Consider the following 25294-nt stretch of genomic DNA (forward strand, 5'->3'; position numbering starts at 1 on the left):
GGACAGTGCTGATTCGGGAGCCTGCGTGGCTTATTTTGTGATTGATACGCATCAACACCACTAGATGTGGTGTTTTTGGCGTAATCTGTGGATATCGGGGATATGATGGGGGCGGTCCGGCTTGCCGGAGGCCACATTAAGCAATCTTCTTTTTCTGAAGAAAAAGAAGCAAAAAGACTTCATGAATTTAAGGGCGCGCCAGTCTTGATCTGGCGCCCCATAAAATTGCCAAAAGTTTTTTGGTTCTTTTTTACAAAAAAGAACTCGTCACTGGCAGGCGAGGCACTCTTCATAATCAGTGCTGCTGCTTGCCGGCGCGGATTTGGCCGTCGGCACCAGTTCCACCGCCAGCGCCTTTTCACTGATCGTGTCAGCACGCTGGATCGACAGGCTGCGGCAGTAATAGAGCGACTTCACGCCCTTTTTCCATGCCTGCATATGGATCTGGTGCAGGTCGCGCTTATGCACATCCGCCGGCAGGAACAGGTTCACCGACTGGCTCTGGCAGATATAGGGCGTGCGGTCGGCCGCATGCTCCACCACCCAGCGCTGATCCAGCTCGAATGCGGTCTTGTAGGCCGCGCGCTCCTGGTCATCCAGGAAGTCCAGGTGCTGGACCGAGCCCTTGTTGACCGTGATGGAGGTCCAGGTGTCCTCGTCGTTGCGGCCGTACTTCTCCAGCACCTTCGCCAGATACGGGTTGCGCACGATGAAGCTGCCGGACAGCGTCTTGTGGTTATAGACGTTGGCCGCGATCGGCTCGATGCCGGGGCTCGCACCGCCGCAGATGATGCTGATCGACGCCGTGGGCGCGATCGCCATCTTGTTGGAGAAGCGCTCCATGAAGCCGTATTCGGCCGCGTCGGGGCAGGGGCCGCGCTCCTCGGCCAGCTGGCGCGACGCAATGTCGGCCTGGGCGCGGATGTGCTTGAACATCTTCTTGTTCCACACCTTCGCGACCACGCTCTCGAAGGGAACGTTCAGCCCCTGGAGGAAGGAGTGGAAACCCATCACGCCGAGGCCGACCGAACGCTCGCGCATCGCGGAATAGCGGGCCTTGGCCATGCTGTCCGGGGCGGTGTCGATGAAGTTCTGCAGCACATTGTCGAGGAAGCGCATCACGTCCGGGATGAACTGCTCGTCGTCCTTCCACTCCATCCAGGTCTCGAGGTTGAGCGAGGACAGGCAGCAGACGGCCGTGCGCTGCTCACCGTGATGATCGGTGCCGGTCGGCAGCGTGATCTCGGAGCACAGGTTGGAGGTCTTCACCTCGAGGCCCGCGAGCTTGTGGTGCTCGGGGCGTGCGTTGTTCACGGCATCCGAGTAGATGATGTAGGGCTCGCCCTGCTCCATGCGCGCCATCAGCAGGCGGATCCAGATGGAACGAGCGGAGACGCTGCGCACCACGGCGCCGTCCTTGGGGGACAGCAGGGCCCAGGGCTCATCGGCCTCGACCGCGCGCATGAAGGCGTCGCTGAGCAGCACGCCATGGTGCAGGTTCAGCGCCTTGCGGTTCGGGTCGCCGCCGGTGGGGCGGCGGATGTCGATGAATTCCTCGATCTCGGGGTGGTGCACCGGCAGGTACACGGCGGCCGACCCGCGGCGCAGGCTGCCCTGGGAGATGGCGAGGGTCAGGCTGTCCATCACGCGGATGAAGGGCACGATGCCGCTGGTCTTGCCGTTCTGGCCGACCTTTTCACCCAGCGAACGCAGGTTGCCCCAGTAGGAGCCGATGCCGCCGCCCTTCGACGCCAGCCAGACATTCTCGTTCCACAGGCCCACGATGGATTCGAGGCTGTCGTTGGCTTCGTTCAGGAAGCAGCTGATCGGCAGCCCGCGCGTCGTACCCCCGTTCGACAGCACAGGCGTGGCCGGCATGAACCACAGGCGAGAGATGTAATCATAGATTCGCTGGGAATGGGCCGCGTCGTCGCCGTATGCCGAAGCCACGCGGGCGAACAGGTCCTGGTAGGATTCGCCCGGCAGCAGATAGCGGTCGTCGAGCGTCGCCTTACCGAATTCGGTCAGCAGCGAATCACGGCTTCGGTCCACCTGGACCTGGTGATGGCCCTGGAGCTGAATGGCATCGAACACGGTAACATCCCCCTGCATTCCCCTGTCACTGAACATGCCGAGTTTCCCTTCGCGCCACAAGATATAGTCTGAACCAACCGTTTGCCCCACCATATGCTGCGTGGGAAGAGGGGGTCAGCGAAGCCGCGGCAAACCGCCGATGTTCGCTTCCTGTTCTAGTAGGGCGTTATCCCGCCCGATCTCAAGCACCCTGCGATCACATTGCGTAACAGGCCTGGCCGATGGGGGCAGGGGGGTGTCGCAAGCCATCCCCGCCATCCACAGCGGCGCCGGTTATCCACAGGGCTGAAAGGGCGGAAATCCGGGCCATCCGGGATGGGGCACCCGCGCCGGCGGGCATCGCGAATCCGAATGAAGGATTCGCGACACCCGGGCGAATCAGGCCAGACTGATTCCGTAACGATGTGCGCGGGTGTCGAGCCATGAGGTGCGCCGCTCGACCACATGCTCGGCCACGTCGAAGGCCAGCCGGTCGATGCGCAGCACCGGCGTGCCCGCGGGCAGGTGCAGGATGCGCGCGGTCTCGGCATCCGCGATCTCGGCGCCCATGCTTTCCTCGGCGTGGGCGACGGTCACGCCATGGGCGCGCTGGTAATGGACGTACATCTCCGTCTCCAGCTCCCGGTTCACCGGCAGGTTCAGGCCGGGGAAGCGTTCCGCCGGCAGCACGATGCGCTCCCGGATCACGGCCTGGCCGTCCAGCAGGCGCAGGCGCTCGATCACGATTTCCTCTCCCTCATGCTCGATGGAGGTGAGCAGGGAGCTCGCCTGCGCCTTGGCGCCATCGGCACGGCGCAACCTGAAGAAGTGGAACAGCGCGCGCTCTGAGGTATGGACCGCCACCACGCTGCCCTTGCCGTGCACCTTCACGATCAGGCGTGATCGCTCCAGCTCCGCCAGGGCGCGCCGCAGGGTCCCCTGGGAAACGCCCAGTTCCTCGGCCAGGCTGGGCTCGGCGGGCAGGGCCATGCCGGGCGGCCATGTGCCGTCGGCGATGCGCTCGCGCAGCACGGCTTCGGCCCTGGCATAGAGTGGTTGACGGGACAGCTTCATGGGGCGCGGACACTGATGGCGGATGGCTTCGGGATCAAGCAGCATTTTTGCACTGCAAAAGCACTTGTGTCTGATACAAGACTATGCGAACTTCCATGCAACGAGGAAACGTTCTTGCAAGGCAGCCCTGGCTGGGCGCGCGGACGCTCCGCGCGCCCAGACCAGATGGCCTTTATCGTGATCCCTTCCTGACATGTCGTTCGAGTTGATCGCCCTGGCATTCGTGATGCTGGGCGCGTCCTTCTGTTCCGCCGTTGCCGGCTTCGCGATGAACCTGATCGCGGCGGGCGTCCTGCTTCACATCATGACCCCGCAGGAACTGGCGCCCCTGCTGCCGGCCTGCAGCCTGTGCGTGCAGGCCGTGACGCTGCGTGCCGTGTGGTACGCGATCGATTGGCCGCGCCTGTGGCGCTATGTCGTGCCGGGGCTGATCGGAACCCCGGTGGGCGTCTGGCTGCTGGGGGCGGGCAGTGTCCGCGGCCTCGTCATCTTCATCGGCGTCGTGCTCGTGCTCTACAGCGGCTACATGCTGACGCGGCTGATCCTGCGCCGGCCGCCGCCCGAGGTGCGCGCCAACCGCAGCATCGACGTGGCCGTGGGCTTCGGCTCCGGCGTGCTGGGCGGCATCGGCGGATTCTCGGGGCCGCTGATGGCGCTGTGGGTCGATATCCAGGGGCTGAACAAGAATGAGGCCCGGGCCCTGCTGCAGCCTTTCATCGCGGGCCTTCAGGTCATGGCGACCGGCACGCTGCTGGTGAAGGGGTACTTCACGCAGCAGACCTGGATCATGCTGGCGGTGGCGGTGCCGGCGCTGGTGCTCGGCAGTTGGCTCGGCCTCAAGGCCTATCACGCCATGCCGCCGCAGCTGTTCCGGATTTCGCTGCTGGTGCTGCTGATGGTCTCGGGCCTGTCGCTGCTCTGGTGAATCGCGCGGCGCATTAACGGGTGCTTTACCGAGTCGCGGCATGACTGGCGCACAGGAGGATTTCCCATGAGCCAGCACCTGCCCGACGGCCTGTTCCCCATCGGCACCCTGCACACCGGCTGGCCCGCCGCGCATGAGACCGATGCCCTGACGCTGGTGCGCAGCGTGACGGGGGCCGTGGTCTCGGTCACGGCGGCGCTGAAGCGCGTGAATGCGCTGCTGGCCGCGGAGACGCGGGACCACGCGGCCCTGGCGCGCGCCGTCGCCTCGCTGAACTATGCGGTGGCTGACCAGCGCCAGGCCGCGAGCGGCGTGCTGGAGCGCCTGTCGGCCGAGATCGTGCCCGGCGTGTCCTGACGGCCCGGTTCCGCTAGAACTGGCGCCTTCACGGAGGCGCCATGACCACGAACCTGCCCAGCTTCGCCGAGGCCTTCCGCGTCTGGCTGCGCATCGGCTGCCTGTCCTTCGGCGGCCCCGCCGGCCAGATCGCGCTGATGCACCGTGAGGTGGTGGAGGAGCGCCGCTGGGTCAGCGACGCCCGATTCCTGCATGCCCTGAACTTCTGCACCCTGCTGCCGGGGCCGGAGGCGATGCAGCTCGCCACCTATCTGGGCTGGCTGATGCATGGCGTGCGCGGCGGCGTCGCGGCCGGGCTGCTGTTCGTGCTGCCGGGCGCGCTGGTGCTGCTGGCGCTCAGCCTGGTCTATGCCGCCTTCGGTGATGTGCCGGTCGTCTCGGCGCTGTTCCTCGGCCTGAAATCCGCCGTGCTGGTGCTGGTGATCGAGGCCCTGCTGAAGGTGGGGCGGCGGGCGCTGAAGGGGGGCGTGGCCTGGGGCACGGCGCTGGCCGCGTTCCTGGCGCTGTTCCTGGGCGGCGTGCCGTTTCCGGTCGTGGTGCTGGCGGCGGGGCTGCTGGGGCTGGCCTTCCCGCAGGCCTTCGCGCCGGCGGCGCACGGCAAGGCGGGGCAGGGGGCCGACAGCCTGCTGGATACGCATCTGGCCGCGAATCCGGGCTATATCGCGGGGCTCGCGCCCGGCGCGCGGCGGGCGGGTCTGGTCGCGCTGGCGATGTGGATCTGGCCCGTGGTGCTGCTGCGCGAATCGGGCGGCGTGTACGGGGACGTGGCCTGGTTCTTCTCCAAGATGGCGCTCGTCACCTTCGGCGGGGCCTATGCCGTCCTGGCCTATGTCGCGCAGGAGGCCGTGGAGCATTACCGCTGGCTGACCGCGCCCGAGATGCTGGCGGGGCTGGGCCTGGCCGAGACCACCCCCGGCCCGCTGATCCTGGTGCTGCAATTCGTGGGTTTCCTGGCTGGGTTGCGGCTGGGCGGGGGCTATGGCGGGGCCGTGGCCGCCAGCGCGCTGACGCTGTGGGTCACTTTCCTGCCCTGCTTCGCCTGGATCTTCCTGGGCGCGCCCTTCGTCGAGCGCCTGCACGGGGTGGAGCGCCTGAAGGGCGCGCTGGCCGCCGTGACCGCGGCGGTGGTGGGGGTGATCGGCAATCTGGCGGTGTGGTTCGCGCTGCGGGTGCTGTTCGCGGAGCTGCGGCCGGGAATCCTGGGCGTGGAATGGCCGGTGGGCGCCAGCCTGCAATGGTTGCCGCTGGCGCTGGCCATCATGTCCGCCTTCACGCTGCTGTGGCGGAAAACCGGGGTTCTGCCGGTGCTGGCGCTCTCGGCGGGCTTCGGGCTGGCCGCGCGGCTGGCGGGTCTTGCGTGATTTAGCGCATGGATTTCGTGCCCCCCACGTTGACAGGGCGCGCCATTCAGCCATAACGCGCCCCACCTGCTGCTGGGAAACACCACGGCCTCAATGAGGAGGGGTGCCCGAGTGGCTAAAGGGGACGGACTGTAAATCCGTTGGCTTGCGCCTACGCTGGTTCGAATCCAGCCCCCTCCATATCTGCCTCGTGTTTTCGGGCAGCAGGTAGCTTGCGTACTCGTCCCTCGCGGGGCTGCGCGGGTGTAGCTCAATGGTAGAGCCCCAGCCTTCCAAGCTGGTTGTGCGGGTTCGATCCCCGTCACCCGCTCCACGCGGGAGGGCAGCGCCAGTGGGCCGGGTTGCAACAGGGTTACTTGACGTAACAGACGGAGCTGTCTGATGGCCAAGGCTAAATTCGAGCGGAACAAGCCGCACTGCAACATCGGCACGATCGGCCATGTTGACCACGGTAAGACGTCGCTGACGGCGGCGATCACCAAGGTGCTGGCGAAGTCCGGTGGTGCGTCCTTCACGGCGTATGACCAGATCGACAAGGCGCCGGAAGAGCGCGCCCGCGGCATCACGATCTCGACGGCGCACGTCGAGTACGAGACCGCGAACCGCCACTACGCGCACGTCGACTGCCCCGGCCACGCCGACTACGTGAAGAACATGATCACGGGTGCGGCGCAGATGGACGGCGCGATCCTGGTGGTGTCCGCGGCCGACGGCCCGATGCCCCAGACGCGTGAGCACATCCTGCTGGCCCGCCAGGTGGGCGTGCCCGCGCTGGTGGTGTTCCTGAACAAGATGGACATGGCGGACCCCGACCTGGTCGAGCTGGTGGAGATGGAGGTGCGCGAGCTCCTGTCGTCCTACAAGTTCCCGGGCGACGACATCCCCGTGATCAAGGGCTCTGCCCTGTGCGCCCTGGAAGACAAGCAGCCGGAAATCGGTGAGCAGGCGATCCTGGAGCTGATGGCGGCGGTTGACGCCTACATCCCGCAGCCGGAGCGTCCGAAGGACCGTCCGTTCCTGATGCCGATCGAGGACGTGTTCTCGATCTCCGGCCGTGGCACCGTGGTGACCGGTCGCGTCGAGCGCGGCATCATCCGCGTGGGCGAGGAAGTCGAGATCGTGGGCCTGAAGGACACGGTGAAGACGACGGTGACCGGCGTTGAGATGTTCCGCAAGCTGCTGGACAGCGGCGAGGCGGGCGACAACATCGGCGCGCTGCTGCGCGGCACGAAGCGTGAAGACGTGGAGCGCGGCCAGGTTCTGGCGGCGCCGGGTTCGATCACGCCGCACACGCAGTTCAAGGCCGAGGCGTACATCCTGACGAAGGAAGAGGGCGGCCGTCATACGCCGTTCTTCACCAACTACCGTCCGCAGTTCTACTTCCGCACGACTGACGTGACGGGCGTGGTGACGCTGCCGGAAGGCGTCGAGATGGTGATGCCGGGTGACAACGTGTCGATGGACGTGCAGCTGATCGCGCCGATCGCGATGGATGAGGGCCTGCGCTTCGCGATCCGCGAAGGTGGCCGCACCGTCGGCGCCGGCGTGGTGGCCTCCATCGCGAAGTAACCCTCTTGCATCCGGCGCGCCCCTCTTTAGGGTGCGCCGGTTGCCTGGGGTCTAGGGGCGTAGCTCAATTGGCTAGAGCGCCGGTCTCCAAAACCGGAGGTTGGGGGTTCGAGACCCTCCGCCCCTGCCACTTTTCCGCAGGCGCCCAGCCCGGTCAGGCTTCCTGATCAGGCTGCGGCGCCGCATTGTTGAGAGAGCACGAGGGTACTGGCTTGGCGAAGTTCGATCCAGCGCAGTTTGTCCGGGAAGTGCGCACCGAAACGGCGCGCGTCACCTGGCCGTCGCGCAAGGAAACCCTGGTGACGACCGGCATCGTGCTGGCGCTGTCGGCGCTGGCGGCCGTGTTCTTCCTGGTGGTGGACCAGCTGATCCAGCTGGCCATGTCCTTCGTGTTCCGTATCTGAGGAGCGCCGACGGTGGCCGACAAGAAGTGGTACGTGGTGCATGTGTACTCGGGCTTCGAGAAGAAGATCGCCGAGCAGATCCAGCACCAGGCTAATCAGACGGGCCTCGCCGACAAGATCGAGGACATCCTGGTCCCCACGGAGCAGGTCACCGAAGTGCGCCGCGGCCAGAAGACCGAGACCGAGCGCAAGTTCTTCCCCGGCTATGTGCTGGTGAAGATGGAAATGACCGACGACACCTGGCACCTCGTGCGTGACACGCCGAAGGTGACGGGCTTTCTCGGCGCCAAGAACAAGCCGACGCCGATCACCGAGGCCGAGGCGATGCGCATCGTCAAGCAGCTGACGGATGACGCCGAGAAGCCGCGCCGCCCCGCGGTGGTCTTCGAGGTGGGCGAGCAGATCCGCGTCACCGACGGCCCCTTCACCAGCTTCAACGGCACGGTGGAGGAAGTGGACGAGGAGAAGGGCCGCCTGAAGGTCTCCGTCTCCATCTTCGGCCGCTCCACCCCGGTCGACCTGGAATACGGGCAGGTCGAGAAGCTCTCGTAAGCGAAAGGGGCCTGCGGGCCCCTTTTTCATGGGCGTGATTGCGCCCACCATGGCGCCCATGCTGCGCCGCTCCCTTCTCCTCGCCTCCTTGGCCTCTCCCTTGGCCACCCCCGCGCTTGCCTTCGACAAGCCGATCCGCCTCATCGTGCCTTTCGCCCCTGGCGGGTCGCAGGATGTGCTGGGCCGGCTGCTGGCCCAGGCGGCCGCGCCGGGCCTCGGCCAGCAGGTGGTGGTGGAGAACCGCGCCGGCGCCGGCGGTGTGCTGGGTGCGGAGGCCGTGGCCCGCGCGGCACCCGACGGCACCACCCTGCTGCTGGCCACCGCCGGGCAGACCACCATCGCCAAGGCCATCGGGCGCAACCTGCCCTATGACGCGCTGGCCAGCTTCACCCCCATCCTGCACCTGTCGGACAGCCCGGTCGCGCTGCTGGCCGCCCCCGACATGCCGGTGAGCGACATCGCCGGGCTGCTGCGCATGGCGCGTGAGGCCCGTGAACCGCTGCCCTATGCCTCCACCGGCATCGGCACGAACACGCATCTGATCATGGAGGATCTGAAGGCCCGCGCCGGGCTGAATGTCGAGCATGTGCCCTATCGGGGTGCTGCCGCGGCCTTCAACGATCTCGCGGCGGGGCGCATCAGGCTGATGTTCGTTTCCGTGCCCTCGGTGCTGACCTCCGATGCGCGGCAGTTCAAGGTGCTGGGCGTCACGTCCCGCACGCGCTTTCCGGCCCTGCCCAACACGCCGACCCTGATCGAGGGCGGCGTGCCCGGCTTCGAGGCCAGCATCTGGACCGGGCTGACCGGCCCCGCCGGCATGCCGCCGGCCGTGGTGGCGCAGATCGCCCAGGCCTTCCAGGCCGCCATGCGGGCCGAGCTGTTCCAGTCGAGGCTCGACAGCCTCGGCGTCACGGTCAATGGCAGCGACGGTGCCGCCTTCGGCGCCATGCTGCAGGATGACCTGGCGCGATGGACCCGGGTGGCCGCCCCCCTCAACATCCGGCTCGACTGATGACCCACCAGCACCTTCCGCCCGGCGGCGAGTTCCTTCTGCTGCCGCCCACGCTGCAGCCCCACGCCTATGCCAATGTGGACCGCATGTTCGCCACCCGCGTCATCCGGCGCGGCCCCTCCGTCACGCCGCTGCCGCGAGGCGCGGGCATCGCGCCGCGCTACACCCATGGCGGCGTCGGCGACTATATGGACCGCGGCTGCGTGGCAGGGCTTCTGGTCATCCATCGCGGCCAGGTGGTGCTGGAGCAATACGGGCTCGGCCTGCGTGAGGACGGCCGCTGGTCCTCCATGTCCATGGTGAAGTCGCTGACCTCCACCCTGGTCGGCGCGGCCATCAGGGACGGCCATATCGGCACCCTGGCCGACAAGATCTCGGATTACGTGCCTGGGGTGCGCGGTTCCGCCTATGACCGGGTCTCGGTGCGGGACCTGATCACCATGTCCTCCGGCGTGGGCTGGAGCGAGGAATACACCGACCGCGATTCCCATGTGAACCAGTACAGCCGCTGCCTGGGCGAGAAGCGGGCAGGGGGCGTGCTGGAGATCCTGCGCGGCCTGCCCGCCGAGCATGAGCCGGGCAGCTTCTTCCACTACAACACGGGTGACACCTTCCTGCTCGGCTGCCTGCTGACGGCGGCCACCGGCGAGACGCTGGCCGGCTACATGAGCCGCAAGGTCTGGGCGCCGCTGGGCATGGAGCAGGACGGCTTCTACACCCTGGAATCCGAGGGCGGGCAGGAGATCGGCGGCAGCCGGGCGGGTGCGACCCTGCGCGATTTCGGCCGCTTCGGTGAGTTCGTGCGCCGTGGCGGCGACGGCATCCTGCCCGATGGCTGGGTGGAGGAAGCCGCCACCCCGCATTTCACGCTGGAACCCGGCCAGAGCAGCTATGGCGCCACCGGCTATGGCTACAGCTGGTGGATCAACGGCGACGGCGCGATGGTCGCCGTGGGCTTCGCCGGCCAGTCGCTCTACATCAACCGCGCGCGGGAACTGGTGATCGTCACCCTCTCCGCCCAGCCGCAGCCGCCCTATGCCGCCGCCTATGGGCGGGATTTCCGGGCGGAGCGTCAGGCCTTCCAGGCAGCGCTGATCGAGAGCCTTTCCTGACCACTTCCTTCACCGGGCATGTTTCGTCACAGTGGCGGAACATGGCCGGAGCCTTTGCATGCACATGACCCTGGTGATCGCGGCGGGACTTCTGCTGCTGGCGGTCTTCCTGCTGTTCGGCTGGCTGTGGGGCGCGAGTGCCGAGGGCATCGCCCTGGCCGCGCGCTGCTTCCTGCCGGCCTGGGCCGTTCTGGCGGTGGCCAATATGTGGGTGGGCGTGACGCGCGCGGGCTATACCATGGGCCAGGAGCTGCCGATCCTGACCGTGGTGTTCCTGCTGCCGGCGGCGGTGGCCGGCCTCGTCATGTGGCGCCTGCCTACGCCGTAAGGCGCCGCACCACGGCGCGCCCGGTCTCGCGCGTGCCCAGCCTGCCGCCCACATCCACCGTGGCCTCACCGGCCTGAACCGCCTCCGCCACGGCGGTCTCGATCGCTCGGGCGGCACCCGCGAAGGCCTCGCTGCCCAGTCTCTCCGCGTGCCAGCCCAGCAGCTGCGCCGCCGACAGGATCAGCGAGAAGGGGTTGGCGCGGTCCTGCCCGGCGATGTCCGGAGCGGAGCCATGTGCCGCCTGGGCCATCGCGTGCCCGGTGCCCGCATTGACCGAACCGCCGAGCCCGATGCTGCCCGACAGCTCCGCCGTCAGGTCCGACAGGATGTCGCCGAACATGTTGGTGGTGACGATCACGTCGAACTTGCCCGGCGCGCGCACCAGATGGGCGGCCATGGCGTCCACGATGTATTCGTCCATCGTCACCCCCGGGAAATCGGCCGCGGCCTTGCGGCATTCCTCCAGGAACATGCCGTCGCCGATCTTCAGCACATTGGCCTTGTGCACGGCATGCACCCGGCCGCTGCGGGTGGCGGCGATCCGGAAGGCGGCCCGCGCGATGCGGGCGCAGCATTCGCGGGTAATGCGGCGCATCGACACGCAGACATCGGGTGTCACCAGCATCTCGCTGCCGCCCGATTCCATGTTGCGGTCGGCGTAGAAGCCCTCGGTGTTCTCGCGCACCACCACCAGGTCGAAGGGCTCGACGGCCGGGTGGGGCACGCCCGGATAGGTGCGCGCCGGGCGCACATTGGCGAACAGGTCCAGCTTCTTGCGGAAGAACATCGACGGGTTGATGCCGCCCTTGCTCTCATCCGTGTAGTCGAAGGTGGACATGGGGCCGAGGACCAGGCCGTCCGCCGCCTGCACCTTCTCCAGCAGCTCCGGGCGGACGGTGATGCCGTGGCGCTTCAGGCTCTCATGCCCCGCGATGTCATGCTCCAGCCTGAGGCCGAGGCCGAAGCGGTCCGAGACCGCCTCCAGCACCGAGACGGTCGCCTCGGTGATCTCGGGGCCGATACCGTCCCCGGGCAGGACGATCAGGTGCATGGCGTTGCGGTTCATGAGGCTTCCTCCTGGAGCCCCGATATTAGGCCGCGTGCAGCTCACCCAGGAAGCGGCGCACCTCGGTCCTCAGCCCGCCCACGCTGCTTTCCACCTCATGCGCGATGCCGCCGAGGCGCCCCGCGGTTTCCCGCGCGGCGTCGGTCTCGCAGACCAGCTTCTCGGTGCGCTCGCGCGCGCTGCCGCTGGCGACGGACACCCGCTCCACCGCCTGGGCGATCTCGGCCGTGGCCGCGCGCTGCTCCTCGACGGCGGCGGCCACCTGGGTGGTGATGTCCGAGATCTGCTGCACCCTCTCGGCCACGCCCCCGATGGAGGTCACGGCATGCTGGGTGGCACCCTGGATCGCGGAGATCTGGCCCGAGATTTCCTGGGTGGCGCGGGCGGTCTGGGCGGCGAGCGCCTTCACCTCTCCGGCGACCACGGCGAAGCCCTTGCCGGCCTCTCCGGCGCGGGCGGCCTCGATGGTGGCGTTGAGTGCGAGCAGGTTGGTCTGGCCCGCGATTTCCTCGATCAGCCGCACCACCTGGCTGATGCGGCCCGCGGCCTGATCCAGCGCCCGCACCTCCTCGGAGGAGCGGTTGGCGTCCTCGGCCGCCGATTGCACGCCATGGGCAGCCTCTGCCATGCGGGCCGCGATCTCGCGGATGGAGGCCGAGAGCTCGGTGACGGAGGCGGCGGCCGTGCCGACATGGTTCGCGGCATCGGCCACCTCGCTCGCGGTGCCATGGGCCATGCCGGCGGCCTGGCCGGCCGCGCTGTCCATGGCGCCGGCGGCGGCGATCAGCCCATGCGCGGCCTTGTCCACCACGGCCAGCTCGCGTTCGGCCGCGCTGTCGAAGGCGCGGGCGGCGGCGGACAGGCGCTCGGCCTCCGCCAGGCGCGCGGCCTGCTGCGCGGCGGCCTGCTCGGCCAGCCGGCGGGCTTCCGCCGCGCGGTCGCGCAGGCTGCGCACCGCGCCCGCCATGGCGCCGATCTCGTCGCGCCGCTCGCTGCCCGGCACTTCCAGCGCCAGGTCGCCGTCGGCGATGCGGCCCAGCGCGCCGCCCATCTGGGACAGCGGGCGCAGCACGCGGCGGCGCACCAGCAGCAGCGCCGTGGCGGCGGCGCCGGCGGCCAGCAGCACCAGGCAGGCGGCGAAGGCCAGGCGGATGCGGGCCTCGCGGATCAGTTCATGGGCCACTCCCAGACCCTCGGAGAGCGCGGTGTCACGCAGGGCGAACACCTCGTTCAGCACCGGCACCGTCCAGCGGCGGAACTCGGCGAAGCTCATCCCGCTGGGTTCGCCTTCGCGGGCGCTGGCCCAGAGCTGCCGGTAGCGTGCCTCTGCCGGGCCCATCAGGTTGGCTTCCAGGCCACGCTGCGCGGCGGCCAGCGGCGCGGGCGCGCCCAGCGTCGAGATGCGCTGGCGGATCGTGTCCCAGATGCCGGCCACGCGGCCGGTCAGTTCCTGGATCTGCCACAGATAGTCGCGCGGATAGGCATTGCCCGACAGCACCACCGTCAGCAGCGAGGAACGGGCACCGTTCACCTCGCGCATCGACTGGGCGGCGCGCGCCAGGGAAATCTGGTCCGACAGCAGGGGCACCGCCATCGCGATGTCGCGCTCGATGCGGTCGGCGGCCTGGTTCAGCTGGACCTGCACCGTGCCCATGCCGTCCACCATGGCGTTATGCGCCGTGGCGGGGCGCTGGGCGCGCGGCTGGGCCGTGGCGGCGGCCGCTGCCGCCCGCACGCGCCCGAGCGCGGCGAGCGACGCCTCGACCGGATTGGCCGCGCCCGGATAGGCGAGGGCCAGGGCGCGCCCGGCCTCCGCGAAGGCGGTGTCGGTCGCGGTGCCGCTGGTCTCGATGGGCGCGCGCGCCGCACCGGTCATGGCCTGGTCGCTGCCGAAGGCGTTGTTCCAGGCCCCGCGCTCCAGCGTCATGAACTGGCCGATGCGCATCACCCCGCCCAGCGCCTCCACCCGCGCCAGGGCAAGGTTCAGCGCCCGCTGCTCCTGCCAGGCGCTGACGGCGATCCAGCTGGCCGAGACGCCCACCAACAGGCTGAGCCCCAGCACGAGCGAGTTCAGAAGTGTGGATATGCGCATGGACGGCCTCCGGTCGGTTCCGGAGGCCAAGCTGACGGCTCGGGCTTAACGTTCCGTTCCCAGGGCCGGGTTCAGCCCGTGGCGAGGCCGAGCCGCCTCACGCGCTGTTCCTCCTGGTCGGCCGTGCGCTGGATGAAGCTGGCGTAGCTGTCGCTGTCCAGATACTCCAGCGGCATGTCCAGCCGCGCCAGGGTGGCGATATGCGCGGGGTCGTTCAGCGCGGTGCGGAAGCCGTCATGCAGGGCGCGCACGATCGCGGGTTCCATCCCCTGCGGCCCGACGAGGCCATAGGGCGAGGTGACGACCATGTCCCGATAGCCCAGCTCGCCCAGCGTCGGCACCTCCGGCAGCTTGGGGGAGCGGTTGCGCGACCAGACGTTCAGCGCGCGCAGCTGCCCGTCCTGGATCATCTGCAGCACGCCCGAACCCGTGGCGGAGGCATCGATATGCCCGCCGATCAGGGAGGGCACGGCATCGCCTTCGCCCCGGAAGGGCACATGCAGGGGCTGCACATTCTCCTTCTCGGCCAGCTCGATCAGCGTCAGGTGCGGGGTGCCGTTGGCGCCTGTATTGCCGAGCTTCACCTCGCCCGGGCGGCGGCGCATGTCGGCCAGCAGGTCGCCCCAGCTGCGATAGGGGCTCTCATTGCGTACGCAGACCATGAACAGATAGCCCGTCAGGTGGATGACCGGCGTGAAGTCGGTGCGCGGGTTGAAGGCCATGCGCTGCATGAAGGGCAGGCGGATGGCGGGCAGGGCGAACTGCGCCAGGGTATAGCCATCGGGCCGCGTGTTGCGCATGTTGGTCGCGGGCAGGGTGCCGCCGGCGCCGGGGCGGTTCTCGATGATCACGGTCTGGCCGAAGGCGCGCGTCGCGGCCTCGGCGAAGCTGCGCATCTGCACATCCGTGGCGCCACCCGCCGGGAAGCTGATCTGGATGGTGATCGGCCGATTCGGAAAGGCCTGGGCGGCGGCCAGGCCGGGTGCCAGGCCCGGCAGGGCCATTGTTGAGAGCGTGAACCGCCGGCGATTCATGAGCATGGCTGTTTCCCTGTGATTTTCTTATGGGTTTGAGGCTTTCCCTCCCGCCCCTACAGAAGCAAGCGAATTCGGGAGGAATGTGTAGTGGCGATCAGTTTCGAGGCACCGAACCCGGTGCTGCGCATCTTCGACGAGGCCAAGGCGCGGGAGTTCTACATCGACTGGCTGGGCTTCAGCGTGGATTGGGAGCACCGCTTCGAGCCCGGATTGCCTTTGTACATGCAGATCTCGCGCAACGGCCTGCTGCTGCATCTCAGCGGCCATCATGGCGATGGCAGCCCCGGCATCGTGATCTTCCAGCCCATGCACGGGCTGGCCGAGTTTCACGCGGAGCTCACGGCCCGCGGCTACCACTCCCTGCGCCCCGGCATCGTGGCGCAGGATTGGGGGAAGGAGATGACCATCACCGACCCCTTCGGCAACCGCATCCGCTTCTGTGAGCGTGACGCGCATTAGAGCGTGCGCGCGATGATCTCCTTCATCACCTCGCTGGACCCGCCATAGATGCGGCCCACCCGGGCATCGGCCCAGGCGCGGCCGATCTCGTATTCGGCCATGTAGCCGTAGCCGCCATGGATCTGCAGGAAGGCGTCCAGCAGCCGGTTCTGCATTTCCGTGCCCAGCAGCTTGGCGGCCGCGGCTTCCTCGGCCGACAGCTCGCCCCGCATGTGCCGGCCCAGGCAATCATCCAGATAGACGCGGTACATGCCGATCTCGGCCTTCGCGGACGCCAAAGTGAAGCGGTGGGTCTGGAAGTCGAACACGCTCTGGCCGAACACCTGGCGCTCGCGGGCATAGGCCAGGGTCTTCTCCAGCATCGTCTCCATGCTGGTGGCGGCCCGCACGGCGATGATCAGGCGCTCCTGCGGCAGCTGGTGCATCAGCTGGTGGAAGCCGCGGTTTTCCACCCCCAGCAGGTTGTCGGCCGGCACCCGCACCTCGTCGAAGAACAGCTCCGAGGTGTCCTGTGCGTGCATCCCGATCTTTTCCAGGTTGCGGCCCTTGGTGAAGCCCGGCGTGCCTTCCTCCACCGCGATCAGGGAAATGCCGCGCCGCCCCGCCTCCGGGTCCGTTTTGCAGACGACGATGACGATGCCGCAGTTCTGCCCGTTGGAGATGAAGGTCTTCTGGCCGTTGATCACCCAATGGTCGCCGTCCCGCCTGGCCGAGGTGCGCACCGCCTTCAAGTCGCTGCCCATGCCGGGCTCGGTCATGGCGATGGCCGTGATCAGCTCGCCGCTCGCCATCTTCGGCAGCCATTCAGCCTTCTTCGCCTCAGTGGCATAGGTGGCGAAGTAGGGGACCACGATGTCCGAATGCAGCTGGAACGCGACGCCCGAGGCATTGACCCGCGCCAGCTCCTCCAGCACGACGGCGGCGTGGCCGAAATCGCCGCCGGCGCCGCCATATTCCTCGGCCAGCATGGTGCAGAGCAGGCCCTGCTCGCCGGCCTTGCGCCACAGCTCTCGCGGGACCAGCCCCACGTGTTCCCACTCGCGGTGGAAGGGCGCGATTTCCTTCTCCACGAAGCGCCGCACCTGGGTGCGGAACATCTCGTGCTCAGGCGTGAGCACGCTGCGCTGGCGGGGGGCGGGGATGGCGGTGTCCATGGATCATCCTTCCAGAAGCTCCGCGATCTCCGTCGCGGTGAAGCCTGTTTCCTCCAGGATGGCGCGGCTGTCCTCGCCGCGCAGGCGCGCGGGGTGGCCGGGCTCGGAGGGGGTGGCCGAGAAGCGCGGGGCGGGGGCGGGCTGGGTGATGCCCTCGCGCTCGAAGAAGGTGCCGCGCGCCTGGTTGTGGGCGTGGGCCGGGGCCTCGTCCATGGTCAGCACCGGGGCCACGCAGGCGTCGCTGCCCTCGAAGATGGCGGCCCATTCGTCCCGCGTGCGGGTCAGGAACACGGCGGCGAAGCGGGCCTGCAGGGCGGGCCACAATTCAGGCTTCAGCCGGTCGGCGAATTCGCCTTCGGGCAGTTGCAGCCGGCGCAGGAACTCCGCGAAGAACTGCGGCTCCAGCGGGCCCACGGCCAGGAAGCCGCCGCAGCCGCAGCGGTAGACGCCGTAATAGGGCGCGCCGCCGTCCAGCATGTTGCCGCCACGGGGGGCCTGCCAGCGGCCATTGCCCTTCATGCCGTAGATGGGGGCCATGAGCTGGGCCGCGCCGTCGCTCATGGCGGCGTCGATCACCTGGCCCTGGCCGGTGCGCTGGGCGTGCAGCATGGCCGCCATCAGCCCCATGGCCAGCAGCATGCCGCCGCCGCCGAAATCGCCCACCAGGTTGAGCGGCGCGACCGGGGTGTCCTTGGTGCCGATCGCGTCCAGCGCGCCGGTGATGGCGATGTAGTTGATGTCATGCCCCGCGAGCGGCGCGAGCGGCCCGGTCTGGCCCCAGCCGGTCATGCGGCCGTAGGCCAGCTTCGGGTTGCGCGCCAGGCACACATCCGGCCCCAGCCCCAGGCGTTCCATCACGCCCGGGCGGAAGCCCTCGATCAGCGCATCCGCGCGCTCGACCAGGCGCAGCACGGCGCGGGTGGCGGCGGGGTTCTTCAGGTCCAGCGCGATGGAGCGGCGGCCGCGGCCCATCACGTCCCGGCGGCTGCCGGGCGGGCCCTCGCGGCGTTCCACGCGCCAGACCTCGGCGCCCATATCCGCGAGCAACATGGCGCAGAACGGCCCCGGGCCGATGCCCGCCATCTCGATGACCTTGAGGCCCTGAAGTGGACCCATGCCGCTTCCCCTTATTCCTTGGGGAAGAAGCCTAGCCCTGGGTCACGGGCTCGGCAATGCGTGTTTCGACAGGCGATACGAAACGGCGGGCGGGCTCCCCCGCGAAATCATGCGCGCCGATATGGGTCAGCCGGCCCACGGTATCCAGCCAGACCTTGCCCCCGATCGCGCGCCAGCGCCGGCAGAAGGTGAAATCCTCACTGAGATAGCTGCCGGTGGCCGGGTCGATCACGCAGTCGAACAGCGCGTGGCAGGGCGTGCCGTCCGGGATGGCGGGGTCAGGCGCGCCGATGCGGCTGTAGCGGGTTTCCGGGTAGGCCGCGATCATGCGCTCCACCGCGTCGCGCCGGATCAGCATGAAGCCGGTGCCGGCATAGGTGGCGGTGATGAAGTCGCCGTCGCGCTCCGGGTTCGCGCAGGGCTCTCCGACATAGAGCAGGGAGGCGCTGTCCGGCTTCTCACCCATGGCCATGCGGGCCTGGGTGGCCGCCCCCCATTCCCGCACCTTCAGCGGGTAGATGCCGGCCACCACTTCCTTGTTCGCCGCCACCAGCCGGGTGACGTGGTCGGGCTCGAACACGATGTCGGAATCGACGAACAGGATGTGGGTGGCACCGGGCGTGGCCAGGAAGCGCGCCAGCAGCGTGTTGCGGCTGCGGGTGATCAGGCTGTCATGGCCCAGCATCTCCAGCGAGAGGGTCATGGCCTGGCCCGCCGGGCTGCAGACCAGCCGCAGGATGGAGAGCATGTAGCCCTGATGCACCATCGCCCCGAAACAGGGGGTGGCGACGACCACGAAGGGTCTTGGCGGCGGCGTCATCCTGGCGGCCTTCTGCAATGCGCGCCCAGCCTGACCCCGCCGGGTTAACGAAGCCCTTCGCCCGGCCGCTCACGCAGGCGTGAAGCCTGTTCCGCAGCCGTCACTTGATCCGGCCGGGGCTTCTCCATACGGGACATGGTGCTGACACAAACGCTGGAAGGCGGAACTTGCCGTTTCCCCAGGCCCTGGCGATGACCGGCATCTCCCCGGAAATGGCTGATCTGCTGAGGCAGAGCACCGTCCTGATCGCTGTCTTCGACGAGACGGACCGGCTGCGCTGGGCCAATGCCGCCTACCGGCGCAAGTTCAACCTCCCGGACGACGCCAGCCCCAGCTGGGCCGAGCTGCTGCGCGCCAATTGGCAGGAGGGGCTGGGCGTGTCGGTGGCCAGCAAGCCCTTCGACGAATGGCTGGCCTCGGCCGCCTCCCGGCGCGGCAAGCAGCCCTACCGCGCCTTCGAGACCGACCTGACCGACGGCACCTGGATCTGGATGACCGAGACGATGGGCAGCACCGGCTGGATGCTGTGCATCGGCAGCGACATCACCGCGCTCGCCACGCGGGAGCGCGACCTGCGCTATGCTCATGCGGTGGCGCTTCGGGCCTCCCAGACCGATGAGCTGACGGGGGTGGCCAACCGCCGCCACATCATGTCCCTGCTGGAGGACATGGCGCGCGAAAGGCAGGAGGGCTGCGTCGCGGTGATGGACATCGACCATTTCAAGGCGATCAACGACACCCACGGCCACCCGGGCGGCGACACGGTGCTGGTGGATTTCGCCAGCCGGGTTCTGGGCGGCGTCAGGCGCAGCGACAGTTTCGGCCGCATCGGCGGCGAGGAGTTCCTGCTCGTCATGCCCGGGCTGTGCCCGGATACCGCGCGGGAAATCCTGGAACGCGTGCAACGCGACATCCACGCGGCACGCCCCCTGCCGGAGGTACCGGGGTTCCGGTACGGATTCTCCTGCGGGGTGACCGCGATCGGGCCGGGCGAGAGCGCGGCCGAGGTGTTCGCCCGCGCGGACCGGGCCTGCTACCTGGCGAAACAGCAGGGGCGCGACAGGATCGTGACGGGCTGACTAGCCCACCCGCATCACGATCTTGCCCAGGTGCCGGTTGGCCTTCATGTGCGCCAGCGCCTCCGTCACCTCATCCAGCGCGAGGATCCGGTCGATCGGCAGGCGCAGTTCGCCCGCCTGCACCGCCGGCCACAGGTCGGCGCGCATCTTGCGGACGATCTCGCGCACTTCCTCCTTCGTGCGGGTGCGGAAGGTGACGCCGACATAGGTGATGCGCCGCTGCGCGTGCAGGTCGAAGTCGAATTCCGCCTTGAAGCCGCCCAGCCGGCCGACATTCACGATGCGGCCCAGGATGGCGGTCGCGGCGAGTGTCCGGGACATCAGCTTGCCGCTGATCTGGTCCACCACCGTGTCCACGCCCACGCCGTCCGTCATGGCCAGCACCTGGTCCACCCAGGCGGGATCATTGGTATCGACGGCCAGATCGGCGCCGAATTCAGCCAGCCGCGCCCGGCGCTCGGGGTTGGTGGAACTGCCGACGACCAGCCGCGCACCCATGCGCTTGCCGATCATCATGCCCATCAGCCCCACGCCGGAGGACGCGCCCTGGATCATCAGCGTGGTCCCGGGCCGCACCTGGCCATGGGTGACGACGGCGTCGTGCATGGTCTGCAGGGCCACGGGCAGGCTGGCCGCGACCTCCCAGGAAAGCCCCTCGGGCACCGGGTTCAGGCGGCCGTAATCCGCGAGGCCGTATTCAGCATAGGCACCCGCGATGCCGCCCATCACGGCCATGCCGGGGCGGATGGTGTCGGGCACGCCGGGGCCGACCTCGACCACCTCGCCCGCGCCTTCCATGCCGGGAATGGTGCCGGGCCCGCCGACGCTGCCATGCATATGGCCCGAGGCCACGCCCAGATCGGCGCGGTTAAGCCCGATGGCCTTCAGCTTCACCAGCACCTGCTCAGGGCCAGGCTTGGGCACCGGCACATCCTGCAGGCGCAGACCCTGTTCGGTGACGACAGCGGCTTTCATGGCGCATCCCTTCCGATTTCCTGGAAGGGAATGCAGGCCTTACCGCAGCGTGATGTCAACTCGGCGCAGCTGCGGGTCCACCGGGCCCTGGCCGCCCACGGCCGAGACGGTGATGGCGCTGCGCGGCACGCCCATGCGCACCAGCTCCGCCACCACATTCTGCGCGCGGCGGTTGGACAGCGCGCGGTTGGCGGCATTGGCCGCGCCGTCGGCCGAGCCCACGACATCGAGGCCCGAGGCGCCGGCCGTCTGCGCCGTGCGCACCGCCTGGCCGATGGTGTCGCGCCCGACGGAGTCGATCACCGCCCCCCGATTCTCGAAATAGACCGCGTAGTTGCGCGGCGCGGGGGCGGGGGCGAATTGCGGCGACCCGAAGCCGAGCGGCGCGGAGGCCGCGACGGGGGCGGCGCTGGCGGCGCCCGAGGCACCGAAGGAATAGCGCAGGCCGATGCTGAAATTATGCCCGCTGATGCCCGGATGGGCGGTGCGCGACACTTCGGACAGCACATAGGCCGGCTGGTTGTTCGTCGGGATGGTGCTGGTCTGCACCCGGATCCGCGGCGAGCCCGCGCCGAAGTAGCGATATTCCGCCAGCAGCGACAGGCCCGGCGCCCAGTCGTCCAGCGGCACCGCGGCACCGATGATGGCCTGGTAGGCCAGGGTGCGGCCGTTGCCGTTCGCCGTGGTGCGCAGGCTGGTGTAGGTGTCCATGCTCAGGTCGCGGAACTGGGAATAGGCGAAGCCCAGGCCCACGCCGACATAGGGCTGGATCCAGCTCCAGCCCGGGCCGAACACGGACAGGTCGAAGTCGTAATAGGCATTGGCCATGAAGCCATAGACCTGCGCGGTGCCGGCGGTGGTGGAGATGCCGCCGTTGAAGCTGCCCTGGGAGAAGAAGCGCGCCTCCTGGATGCCGGCCCGGCGCCAATAGCCTTCAAGCTCCGCGCGGAAGCCGTTGCCGAAGCCCCAGCCGACGCTGCCGGTCACGTTGGTGCCGGTGCGGTAGGTGTACTGGCTGCCGTTGCCCAGCCCGAAGAAACCCGCCGGCGAACGGCGGTTGATGCTCTCGTTCAGCATGGTGCCGCCGGCGCCCAGGCCCACATAAAGGCCCTGGACCGTCTGCGCCGCCGCCGGCGTGGCAAGCATCAGCAATGGCGTGCAACCGAGCAGGAAGCGCTTGAGCATCGTGTTCTATCTCTCTCCGGGCAGTAACGAGTTTCTACCAAAGCGGGAGGCGATGAACAGGCGGGTTTAGAAACCTGCTCCAGGCTGTGACAGATAGATCACTTCCTGAGACGTGCTGGTGCGGGCAAGTGCCGCGTTCCTGTGCGGAAAACGTCCGAAATCGCGGATCAGGAACCAGTGGCGCCAGGCATAGTCGATGGAGCCGCCGGGGGCGGCCTTCACCCTGTCGTCGCGCATGCCCTCGAACAGGGCGACGGACAGATGTTGATCCGCCATCGATTCGCTGTGCTCGAAGGGCAGGTACAGGAAGCTGCGCTGGGTGCAGGTGACCCGCATGTCCCAGCCCTTCGCCACCACGGCGCGCGCGATGTCGCGGGCATGGGCGTCGGAGGCGAATGCCTCCGCGCTGCCGCGGAACAGGTTGCGCGGGAACTGGTCCAGCACGATCAGCAGGGCCAGCGCACCCAGGGGCGTTTCGGCCCAGCCATCCAGCGCGCCCTCGCGCGCAGGCACGACCAGGGCGCCGAATTGCTGCCGGATGCTGTCGTCGAAGGCGTCGTTCTTCTGGAACCAGGCGGGGCGGTGGGTGTCGGGGCCTTCGCTGAACCAGAAGGAAAGGACGTCTTCGGAAGTCATTTCAGCGCGCGCTCCATCAGCCTGACGGAGTGGCATGCCCCGCGCCCGGACAGCCCGTCAATCTGGTGCCGGCAGCTGGTGCCGTCGGCAACAATGATGTCATCGGCGCCCGCCGCGCGCACAGCCGGCATCAGGGATGCCTCGGCCATCGCCTTCGATGCCTCCTGGTTCGCCGCCATGTAGCCGAAACTGCCCGCCATGCCGCAGCAGGAGGAAGTGATGGGCTTCACCGTGACACCGGGGATGGTCTTCAGCACCGAGAGCGACGGGTCGAAGGCGCCGAAGGCCTTCTGGTGGCAGTGCCCGTGCACATGCACCGTGGCGGGGGTTTCCTTGAAGGGCAGGGCGGGTTTCTCCGCCGCCAGGAACTCGCCGAACAGCTTCGCGCGGGCGGCCAGGCGTTGCGTTTCCTCGCCGGGCAGCAGGGCAAGGAATTCGTCGCGCAGCGTGGTCAGGCAGGAGGGCTCAAGCCCCACCACCGGGGCATCGGAATTCGCGAGCGCCGCCAAAGTGCGGCGCGCTTCCTCCTTCGCCTTCTCCACCATGCCGGCCGCCAGATAGGTGCGGCCGCAGCACAGCGGGCGGCCATCCGCGCCTTCGGCCGGGCGCACGCTGTAGCCCGCGGCCCCCAGCACATTCACGGCGGCGCGCAGATTCTCCGGCTCGAAATAGCGGTTGAAGGTGTCGGCAAACAGGATGACCTCGCGGCCGCCGGGGCGGCGGGCCTCCTCGTCGCGGAACACGTCGCTGCGGAACTCTGGCAGGGCGCGGTCCTTGGAAAAGCCGAGCCATTTCTCGCCCAGCTGCCGCAGCAGGGATGAGCGGTTGCGCAGGTTCGCCAGCCCCGGCGCGCGGGAGGCAGCGGCCGCCCAGCGCGGCAGCTCCGCGATGATGCGGTCCTTGAAGGGCACGCCATGCTTCCGCGCGCGGGCGTGCTGCACCTCGATCTTCATGCGCGCCATGTCCACGCCCGTCGGGCATTCGCGCTTGCAGCCCTTGCAGGAGACACAGAGCGACATCGCCTCGGCCAGCGCGTCGGAGGAAAGCGCGTCCTCTCCCAACTGCCCCGACAGCGCGAGGCGCAGCGTGTTGGCGCGGCCGCGCGTCAGGTGCTGTTCCTCGCGCGTCGCGCGATAGGAGGGGCACATCACCCCGGCATCGAACTTCCGGCAGGTGCCGTTGTTGTTGCACATCTCGACCGCGCCGAGGAAACCGTTGGGGTGCTCGGACCAGTCGAGCACGGGCTTCACGGCGGGGTCGGGCGCATAGTCGGGCGCGTAGCGGAACAGGCTGCGGTCATCCATGCGCGGCGGACGCACCACGCGGTTCGGGTTCAGCAGCTCGTTCGGGTCGAAGGCGTCCTTCACCGCCTCGAAGGCGCGGGCGATGCGGGGGCCGAACATGGGCTCGTTGAATTCGGAGCGGACGATGCCGTCGCCATGCTCGCCGGAATGGCTGCCCTTGTATTCGCGCACCAGCTCGAAGCAGCGCTCGGCGATCTCGCGCATTTTGCGCACATCGCCGCCATCCTTCATGTTGAGCACCGGGCGCACATGCAGGCAGCCCACGCTGGCATGGGCGTACCAGGTGCCCTTCACGCCGTATTCGTCGAATACGCCGGTCAGGCGCTCGGTGTAGTCGGCGAGGTCATCCAGGCCCACCGCGCAATCCTCGATGAAGGAGACGGGTTTGCCGTCGCCCTTCATGGACATCATGATGTTGAGGCCCGCCTCCCGCACCTCCGCGATCGCGGCCTGGAAGGGGGCGTCGACGGCGCGCACCACCTGGCCGGGCAGGCCAAGGTCGCCCATCATCTCCTCCAGCCGGTCCAGCGCCTGCAGCAGCGGGCCGTCCTCATGCCCGTGGAACTCCACGATCAGCAGGCTGTCGGGCTCGCCGATCACCATCTTGTCGATGGTCGCGCGGTAGATCGGGATGGACCGGCCGAGGTCGATCATGGTGCGGTCGACCAGCTCCACCGCCTCCGGGTCCAGCGTGACCAGGTGTCGGCTCGCCTCCATGGCGCGGCGGAAGGTGGGGAACTGGCAGATGCCCACCACCTTGCGCGGCTTGATGGGCCACAGCTTCAAATCGAGCGCCGCCGAGAAGGCCAGCGTGCCCTCGCTGCCCACCAGCAGGCGTGAGAGGTTGCCCCGCCCGGCGGCACGCGCCGCGGGCGTCAGCGCATCCAGGTTATAGCCGCCGACGCGGCGCAGCTGCTCGGGGAACTTCTCGGCGATCTCGGCGGCCTCACGCTCACCCAGCGCGCGCAGCCGGGCCACGAGGTCGGTGTTGGGCTCATCCTCGCCGAAGCGGTGGCGGGAGCCGTCGGCCAGCAGCGCGTCGATGGCCAGCACATTGTCCGCCATCAGCCCGTAGCGGATCGACTTGCCGCCGCAGGAATTGTTGCCCGCCATGCCGCCGATGGTGCAGCGCTGCCAGGTGGAGGGGTCCACCGGATAGAACTTGCCATGCGGCTTCAGCGCCTCGTTCAGCGCGCCCAGCGTGATGCCGGGCTGCACCCGGGCCACATCGCCTTCCACCTCCAGCACGTTGCGCAGGTACTTGCTGCAATCGATCACCAGCGAGTGGTTCACCGTCTGCCCGCACTGGCTGGTGCCGCCGCCGCGCGCGAGCACGGAGACCCCTTCCTCCCGCGCCAGCGACATCGCGGCCTGAACGTCCTCGATGGTCTTCGGCACCACCACGCCCACCGGCGTCACCTGGTAGATCGAGGCATCGGTGGCATACCGGCCCTTGTCGGCCGGGTGGAACAGCACCTCGCCGCTGATGTTGGCGGACAGGCGCTGGGCGAGCCGGGATTCGGCCATAGTCGGTTTTACGAGGACGTTCATGAGCCCGCTTCTAGCGCGCGCGTCCCGATTTGGCGCATGGGAAACGCTCATGG

23 protein-coding genes and 3 tRNA genes are annotated in these 25294 nt (G+C 68.5%); 14 read left to right on the plus strand and 12 right to left on the minus strand.

The window, feature by feature from the left end:
- Window positions 1-267: 267 nt before the first annotated feature.
- Both EOD42_RS08550 and EOD42_RS08555 read right to left on the minus strand, forming a co-directional pair.
- Window positions 268-2112, minus strand: a complete 1845-nt coding sequence (locus EOD42_RS08550; RefSeq protein WP_408902148.1) for a ribonucleoside-diphosphate reductase subunit alpha — start codon at window positions 2110-2112, stop codon at window positions 268-270.
- A gap of 360 nt (window positions 2113-2472) precedes the next feature.
- Complete coding sequence (locus EOD42_RS08555; protein ID WP_127787066.1) at window positions 2473-3147, minus strand: GntR family transcriptional regulator; 675 nt, start codon at window positions 3145-3147, stop codon at window positions 2473-2475.
- A 193-nt stretch (window positions 3148-3340) separates the two neighbouring features.
- On the opposite strand from EOD42_RS08555, the gene EOD42_RS08560 reads away from it, so the two are divergent.
- The 12 genes from EOD42_RS08560 (at window position 3341) to EOD42_RS08615 (ending at window position 10767) form a co-directional block, all read left to right on the plus strand.
- Entirely contained in the window at window positions 3341-4072 is a 732-nt protein-coding gene (locus EOD42_RS08560) for a sulfite exporter TauE/SafE family protein (RefSeq protein ID WP_127787067.1), read from the plus strand.
- Between the two features lie 66 nt (window positions 4073-4138).
- Window positions 4139-4429, plus strand: a complete 291-nt coding sequence (locus EOD42_RS08565) for a hypothetical protein (RefSeq protein WP_127787068.1) — start codon at window positions 4139-4141, stop codon at window positions 4427-4429.
- Between the two features lie 41 nt (window positions 4430-4470).
- The gene (gene chrA, locus EOD42_RS08570) at window positions 4471-5790 is read left to right on the plus strand and encodes a chromate efflux transporter (protein ID WP_127787069.1); all 1320 of its coding nucleotides are present in this window, start codon (window positions 4471-4473) and stop codon (window positions 5788-5790) included.
- Window positions 5791-5887: 97 nt separating this feature from the next.
- Window positions 5888-5970: transfer RNA gene (locus EOD42_RS08575), tRNA-Tyr, on the plus strand.
- Between the two features lie 59 nt (window positions 5971-6029).
- Window positions 6030-6103: transfer RNA gene (locus tag EOD42_RS08580), tRNA-Gly, on the plus strand.
- Between the two features lie 68 nt (window positions 6104-6171).
- Window positions 6172-7359 (plus strand): elongation factor Tu, encoded by a 1188-nt coding sequence (gene tuf, locus EOD42_RS08585; RefSeq protein WP_127787070.1) that lies wholly within the window; start codon window positions 6172-6174, stop codon window positions 7357-7359.
- 53 nt (window positions 7360-7412) lie between these two features.
- Window positions 7413-7489 (plus strand) — tRNA-Trp (locus EOD42_RS08590).
- 82 nt (window positions 7490-7571) lie between these two features.
- Entirely contained in the window at window positions 7572-7763 is a 192-nt protein-coding gene (gene secE / locus EOD42_RS08595; RefSeq protein WP_127787071.1) for a preprotein translocase subunit SecE, read from the plus strand.
- A gap of 12 nt (window positions 7764-7775) precedes the next feature.
- Entirely contained in the window at window positions 7776-8315 is a 540-nt protein-coding gene (gene nusG / locus EOD42_RS08600; protein ID WP_127787072.1) for a transcription termination/antitermination protein NusG, read from the plus strand.
- A gap of 58 nt (window positions 8316-8373) precedes the next feature.
- Entirely contained in the window at window positions 8374-9327 is a 954-nt protein-coding gene (locus EOD42_RS08605) for a tripartite tricarboxylate transporter substrate-binding protein (RefSeq protein ID WP_164867838.1), read from the plus strand.
- The gene (locus EOD42_RS08610) at window positions 9327-10439 is read left to right on the plus strand and encodes a serine hydrolase domain-containing protein (RefSeq protein WP_127787074.1); all 1113 of its coding nucleotides are present in this window, start codon (window positions 9327-9329) and stop codon (window positions 10437-10439) included. Before EOD42_RS08605 ends, EOD42_RS08610 begins: the two co-directional genes overlap by 1 nt.
- 58 nt (window positions 10440-10497) lie before the next feature.
- On the plus strand, window positions 10498-10767 hold the full coding sequence (locus EOD42_RS08615; RefSeq protein ID WP_127787075.1) for a hypothetical protein: 270 nt from the start codon (window positions 10498-10500) through the stop codon (window positions 10765-10767).
- On the opposite strand, the gene EOD42_RS08620 is transcribed toward EOD42_RS08615, so the two are convergent.
- From EOD42_RS08620 to EOD42_RS08630, 3 genes are all read right to left on the minus strand, one after another.
- The gene (locus tag EOD42_RS08620; RefSeq protein ID WP_240655070.1) at window positions 10757-11833 is read right to left on the minus strand and encodes an isocitrate/isopropylmalate dehydrogenase family protein; all 1077 of its coding nucleotides are present in this window, start codon (window positions 11831-11833) and stop codon (window positions 10757-10759) included. The genes EOD42_RS08615 and EOD42_RS08620 overlap by 11 nt on opposite strands.
- Before the next feature lie 25 nt (window positions 11834-11858).
- Entirely contained in the window at window positions 11859-13925 is a 2067-nt protein-coding gene (locus tag EOD42_RS08625; RefSeq protein WP_127787076.1) for a methyl-accepting chemotaxis protein, read from the minus strand.
- 71 nt (window positions 13926-13996) lie between these two features.
- Window positions 13997-14965: a tripartite tricarboxylate transporter substrate binding protein gene (locus EOD42_RS08630; protein WP_127787077.1), complete on the minus strand. Its 969-nt coding sequence runs from the start codon at window positions 14963-14965 to the stop codon at window positions 13997-13999.
- 84 nt (window positions 14966-15049) lie between these two features.
- Between EOD42_RS08630 and EOD42_RS08635 the strand changes: the two genes are divergently transcribed.
- The gene (locus tag EOD42_RS08635) at window positions 15050-15421 is read left to right on the plus strand and encodes a glyoxalase superfamily protein (protein WP_127787078.1); all 372 of its coding nucleotides are present in this window, start codon (window positions 15050-15052) and stop codon (window positions 15419-15421) included.
- Here EOD42_RS08635 and EOD42_RS08640 read toward each other — a convergent pair.
- From EOD42_RS08640 to EOD42_RS08650, 3 genes are read right to left on the minus strand one after another with little or no spacing between them, the layout of a single operon-like run.
- Window positions 15418-16575, minus strand: a complete 1158-nt coding sequence (locus EOD42_RS08640) for an acyl-CoA dehydrogenase family protein (RefSeq protein ID WP_206020299.1) — start codon at window positions 16573-16575, stop codon at window positions 15418-15420. The two genes, EOD42_RS08635 and EOD42_RS08640, sit on opposite strands and share 4 nt — an antisense overlap.
- A 3-nt stretch (window positions 16576-16578) precedes the next feature.
- Window positions 16579-17691: a CaiB/BaiF CoA transferase family protein gene (locus tag EOD42_RS08645; protein ID WP_127787079.1), complete on the minus strand. Its 1113-nt coding sequence runs from the start codon at window positions 17689-17691 to the stop codon at window positions 16579-16581.
- Between the two features lie 31 nt (window positions 17692-17722).
- Window positions 17723-18511 carry a glycosyltransferase family protein gene (locus EOD42_RS08650; RefSeq protein WP_127787080.1) on the minus strand — a complete coding sequence of 263 codons (789 nt, stop codon included), beginning with the start codon at window positions 18509-18511 and terminating at the stop codon, window positions 17723-17725.
- Window positions 18512-18678: 167 nt separating this feature from the next.
- Between EOD42_RS08650 and EOD42_RS08655 the strand changes: the two genes are divergently transcribed.
- Window positions 18679-19590, plus strand: a complete 912-nt coding sequence (locus EOD42_RS08655) for a sensor domain-containing diguanylate cyclase (RefSeq protein WP_240655072.1) — start codon at window positions 18679-18681, stop codon at window positions 19588-19590.
- Here EOD42_RS08655 and EOD42_RS08660 read toward each other — a convergent pair whose 3' ends face one another.
- The 4 genes from EOD42_RS08660 to EOD42_RS08675 all read right to left on the minus strand — a co-directional run bounded on the left by EOD42_RS08660 (window position 19591) and on the right by EOD42_RS08675 (window position 25217).
- Entirely contained in the window at window positions 19591-20565 is a 975-nt protein-coding gene (locus EOD42_RS08660) for a quinone oxidoreductase family protein (RefSeq protein WP_127787081.1), read from the minus strand. It lies immediately after the preceding gene.
- A 39-nt stretch (window positions 20566-20604) separates the two neighbouring features.
- Window positions 20605-21750 (minus strand): OmpA family protein, encoded by a 1146-nt coding sequence (locus EOD42_RS08665; protein ID WP_127787082.1) that lies wholly within the window; start codon window positions 21748-21750, stop codon window positions 20605-20607.
- 66 nt (window positions 21751-21816) lie between these two features.
- Entirely contained in the window at window positions 21817-22386 is a 570-nt protein-coding gene (locus EOD42_RS08670; RefSeq protein ID WP_127787083.1) for a DUF924 family protein, read from the minus strand.
- A complete protein-coding gene (locus EOD42_RS08675; protein WP_240655073.1) occupies window positions 22383-25217 on the minus strand; it encodes an FAD-binding and (Fe-S)-binding domain-containing protein in 2835 nt (944 codons plus the stop codon). The genes EOD42_RS08670 and EOD42_RS08675 overlap by 4 nt, the downstream gene beginning before the upstream one ends.
- Window positions 25218-25294: the final 77 nt, after the last annotated feature.

It is taken from the genome of Rhodovarius crocodyli, assembly GCF_004005855.1.
In the GTDB taxonomy this organism is placed as follows: Bacteria; Pseudomonadota; Alphaproteobacteria; order Acetobacterales; family Acetobacteraceae; genus Rhodovarius; species Rhodovarius crocodyli.

Coding starts and splice junctions, on each gene's coding strand:
- EOD42_RS08605 (WP_164867838.1), top strand. CDS start 8,374: ATGCTGCGCCGCTCCCTTCTCCTCGCCTCCTTGGCCTCTCCCTTGGCC.
- chrA (WP_127787069.1), top strand. CDS start 4,471: ATGACCACGAACCTGCCCAGCTTCGCCGAGGCCTTCCGCGTCTGGCTG.
- EOD42_RS08665 (WP_127787082.1), bottom strand. CDS start 21,750: ATGCTCAAGCGCTTCCTGCTCGGTTGCACGCCATTGCTGATGCTTGCC.
- EOD42_RS08565 (WP_127787068.1), top strand. CDS start 4,139: ATGAGCCAGCACCTGCCCGACGGCCTGTTCCCCATCGGCACCCTGCAC.
- EOD42_RS08645 (WP_127787079.1), bottom strand. CDS start 17,691: ATGGGTCCACTTCAGGGCCTCAAGGTCATCGAGATGGCGGGCATCGGC.
- EOD42_RS08650 (WP_127787080.1), bottom strand. CDS start 18,511: ATGACGCCGCCGCCAAGACCCTTCGTGGTCGTCGCCACCCCCTGTTTC.
- EOD42_RS08625 (WP_127787076.1), bottom strand. CDS start 13,925: ATGCGCATATCCACACTTCTGAACTCGCTCGTGCTGGGGCTCAGCCTG.
- EOD42_RS08560 (WP_127787067.1), top strand. CDS start 3,341: ATGTCGTTCGAGTTGATCGCCCTGGCATTCGTGATGCTGGGCGCGTCC.
- EOD42_RS08620 (WP_240655070.1), bottom strand. CDS start 11,833: ATGAACCGCAACGCCATGCACCTGATCGTCCTGCCCGGGGACGGTATC.
- tuf (WP_127787070.1), top strand. CDS start 6,172: ATGGCCAAGGCTAAATTCGAGCGGAACAAGCCGCACTGCAACATCGGC.
- EOD42_RS08610 (WP_127787074.1), top strand. CDS start 9,327: ATGACCCACCAGCACCTTCCGCCCGGCGGCGAGTTCCTTCTGCTGCCG.
- EOD42_RS08550 (WP_408902148.1), bottom strand. CDS start 2,112: ATGCAGGGGGATGTTACCGTGTTCGATGCCATTCAGCTCCAGGGCCAT.
- EOD42_RS08630 (WP_127787077.1), bottom strand. CDS start 14,965: ATGCTCATGAATCGCCGGCGGTTCACGCTCTCAACAATGGCCCTGCCG.
- EOD42_RS08670 (WP_127787083.1), bottom strand. CDS start 22,386: ATGACTTCCGAAGACGTCCTTTCCTTCTGGTTCAGCGAAGGCCCCGAC.
- EOD42_RS08675 (WP_240655073.1), bottom strand. CDS start 25,217: ATGGCCGAATCCCGGCTCGCCCAGCGCCTGTCCGCCAACATCAGCGGC.
- EOD42_RS08640 (WP_206020299.1), bottom strand. CDS start 16,575: ATGGACACCGCCATCCCCGCCCCCCGCCAGCGCAGCGTGCTCACGCCT.
- EOD42_RS08555 (WP_127787066.1), bottom strand. CDS start 3,147: ATGAAGCTGTCCCGTCAACCACTCTATGCCAGGGCCGAAGCCGTGCTG.
- EOD42_RS08615 (WP_127787075.1), top strand. CDS start 10,498: ATGCACATGACCCTGGTGATCGCGGCGGGACTTCTGCTGCTGGCGGTC.
- EOD42_RS08660 (WP_127787081.1), bottom strand. CDS start 20,565: ATGAAAGCCGCTGTCGTCACCGAACAGGGTCTGCGCCTGCAGGATGTG.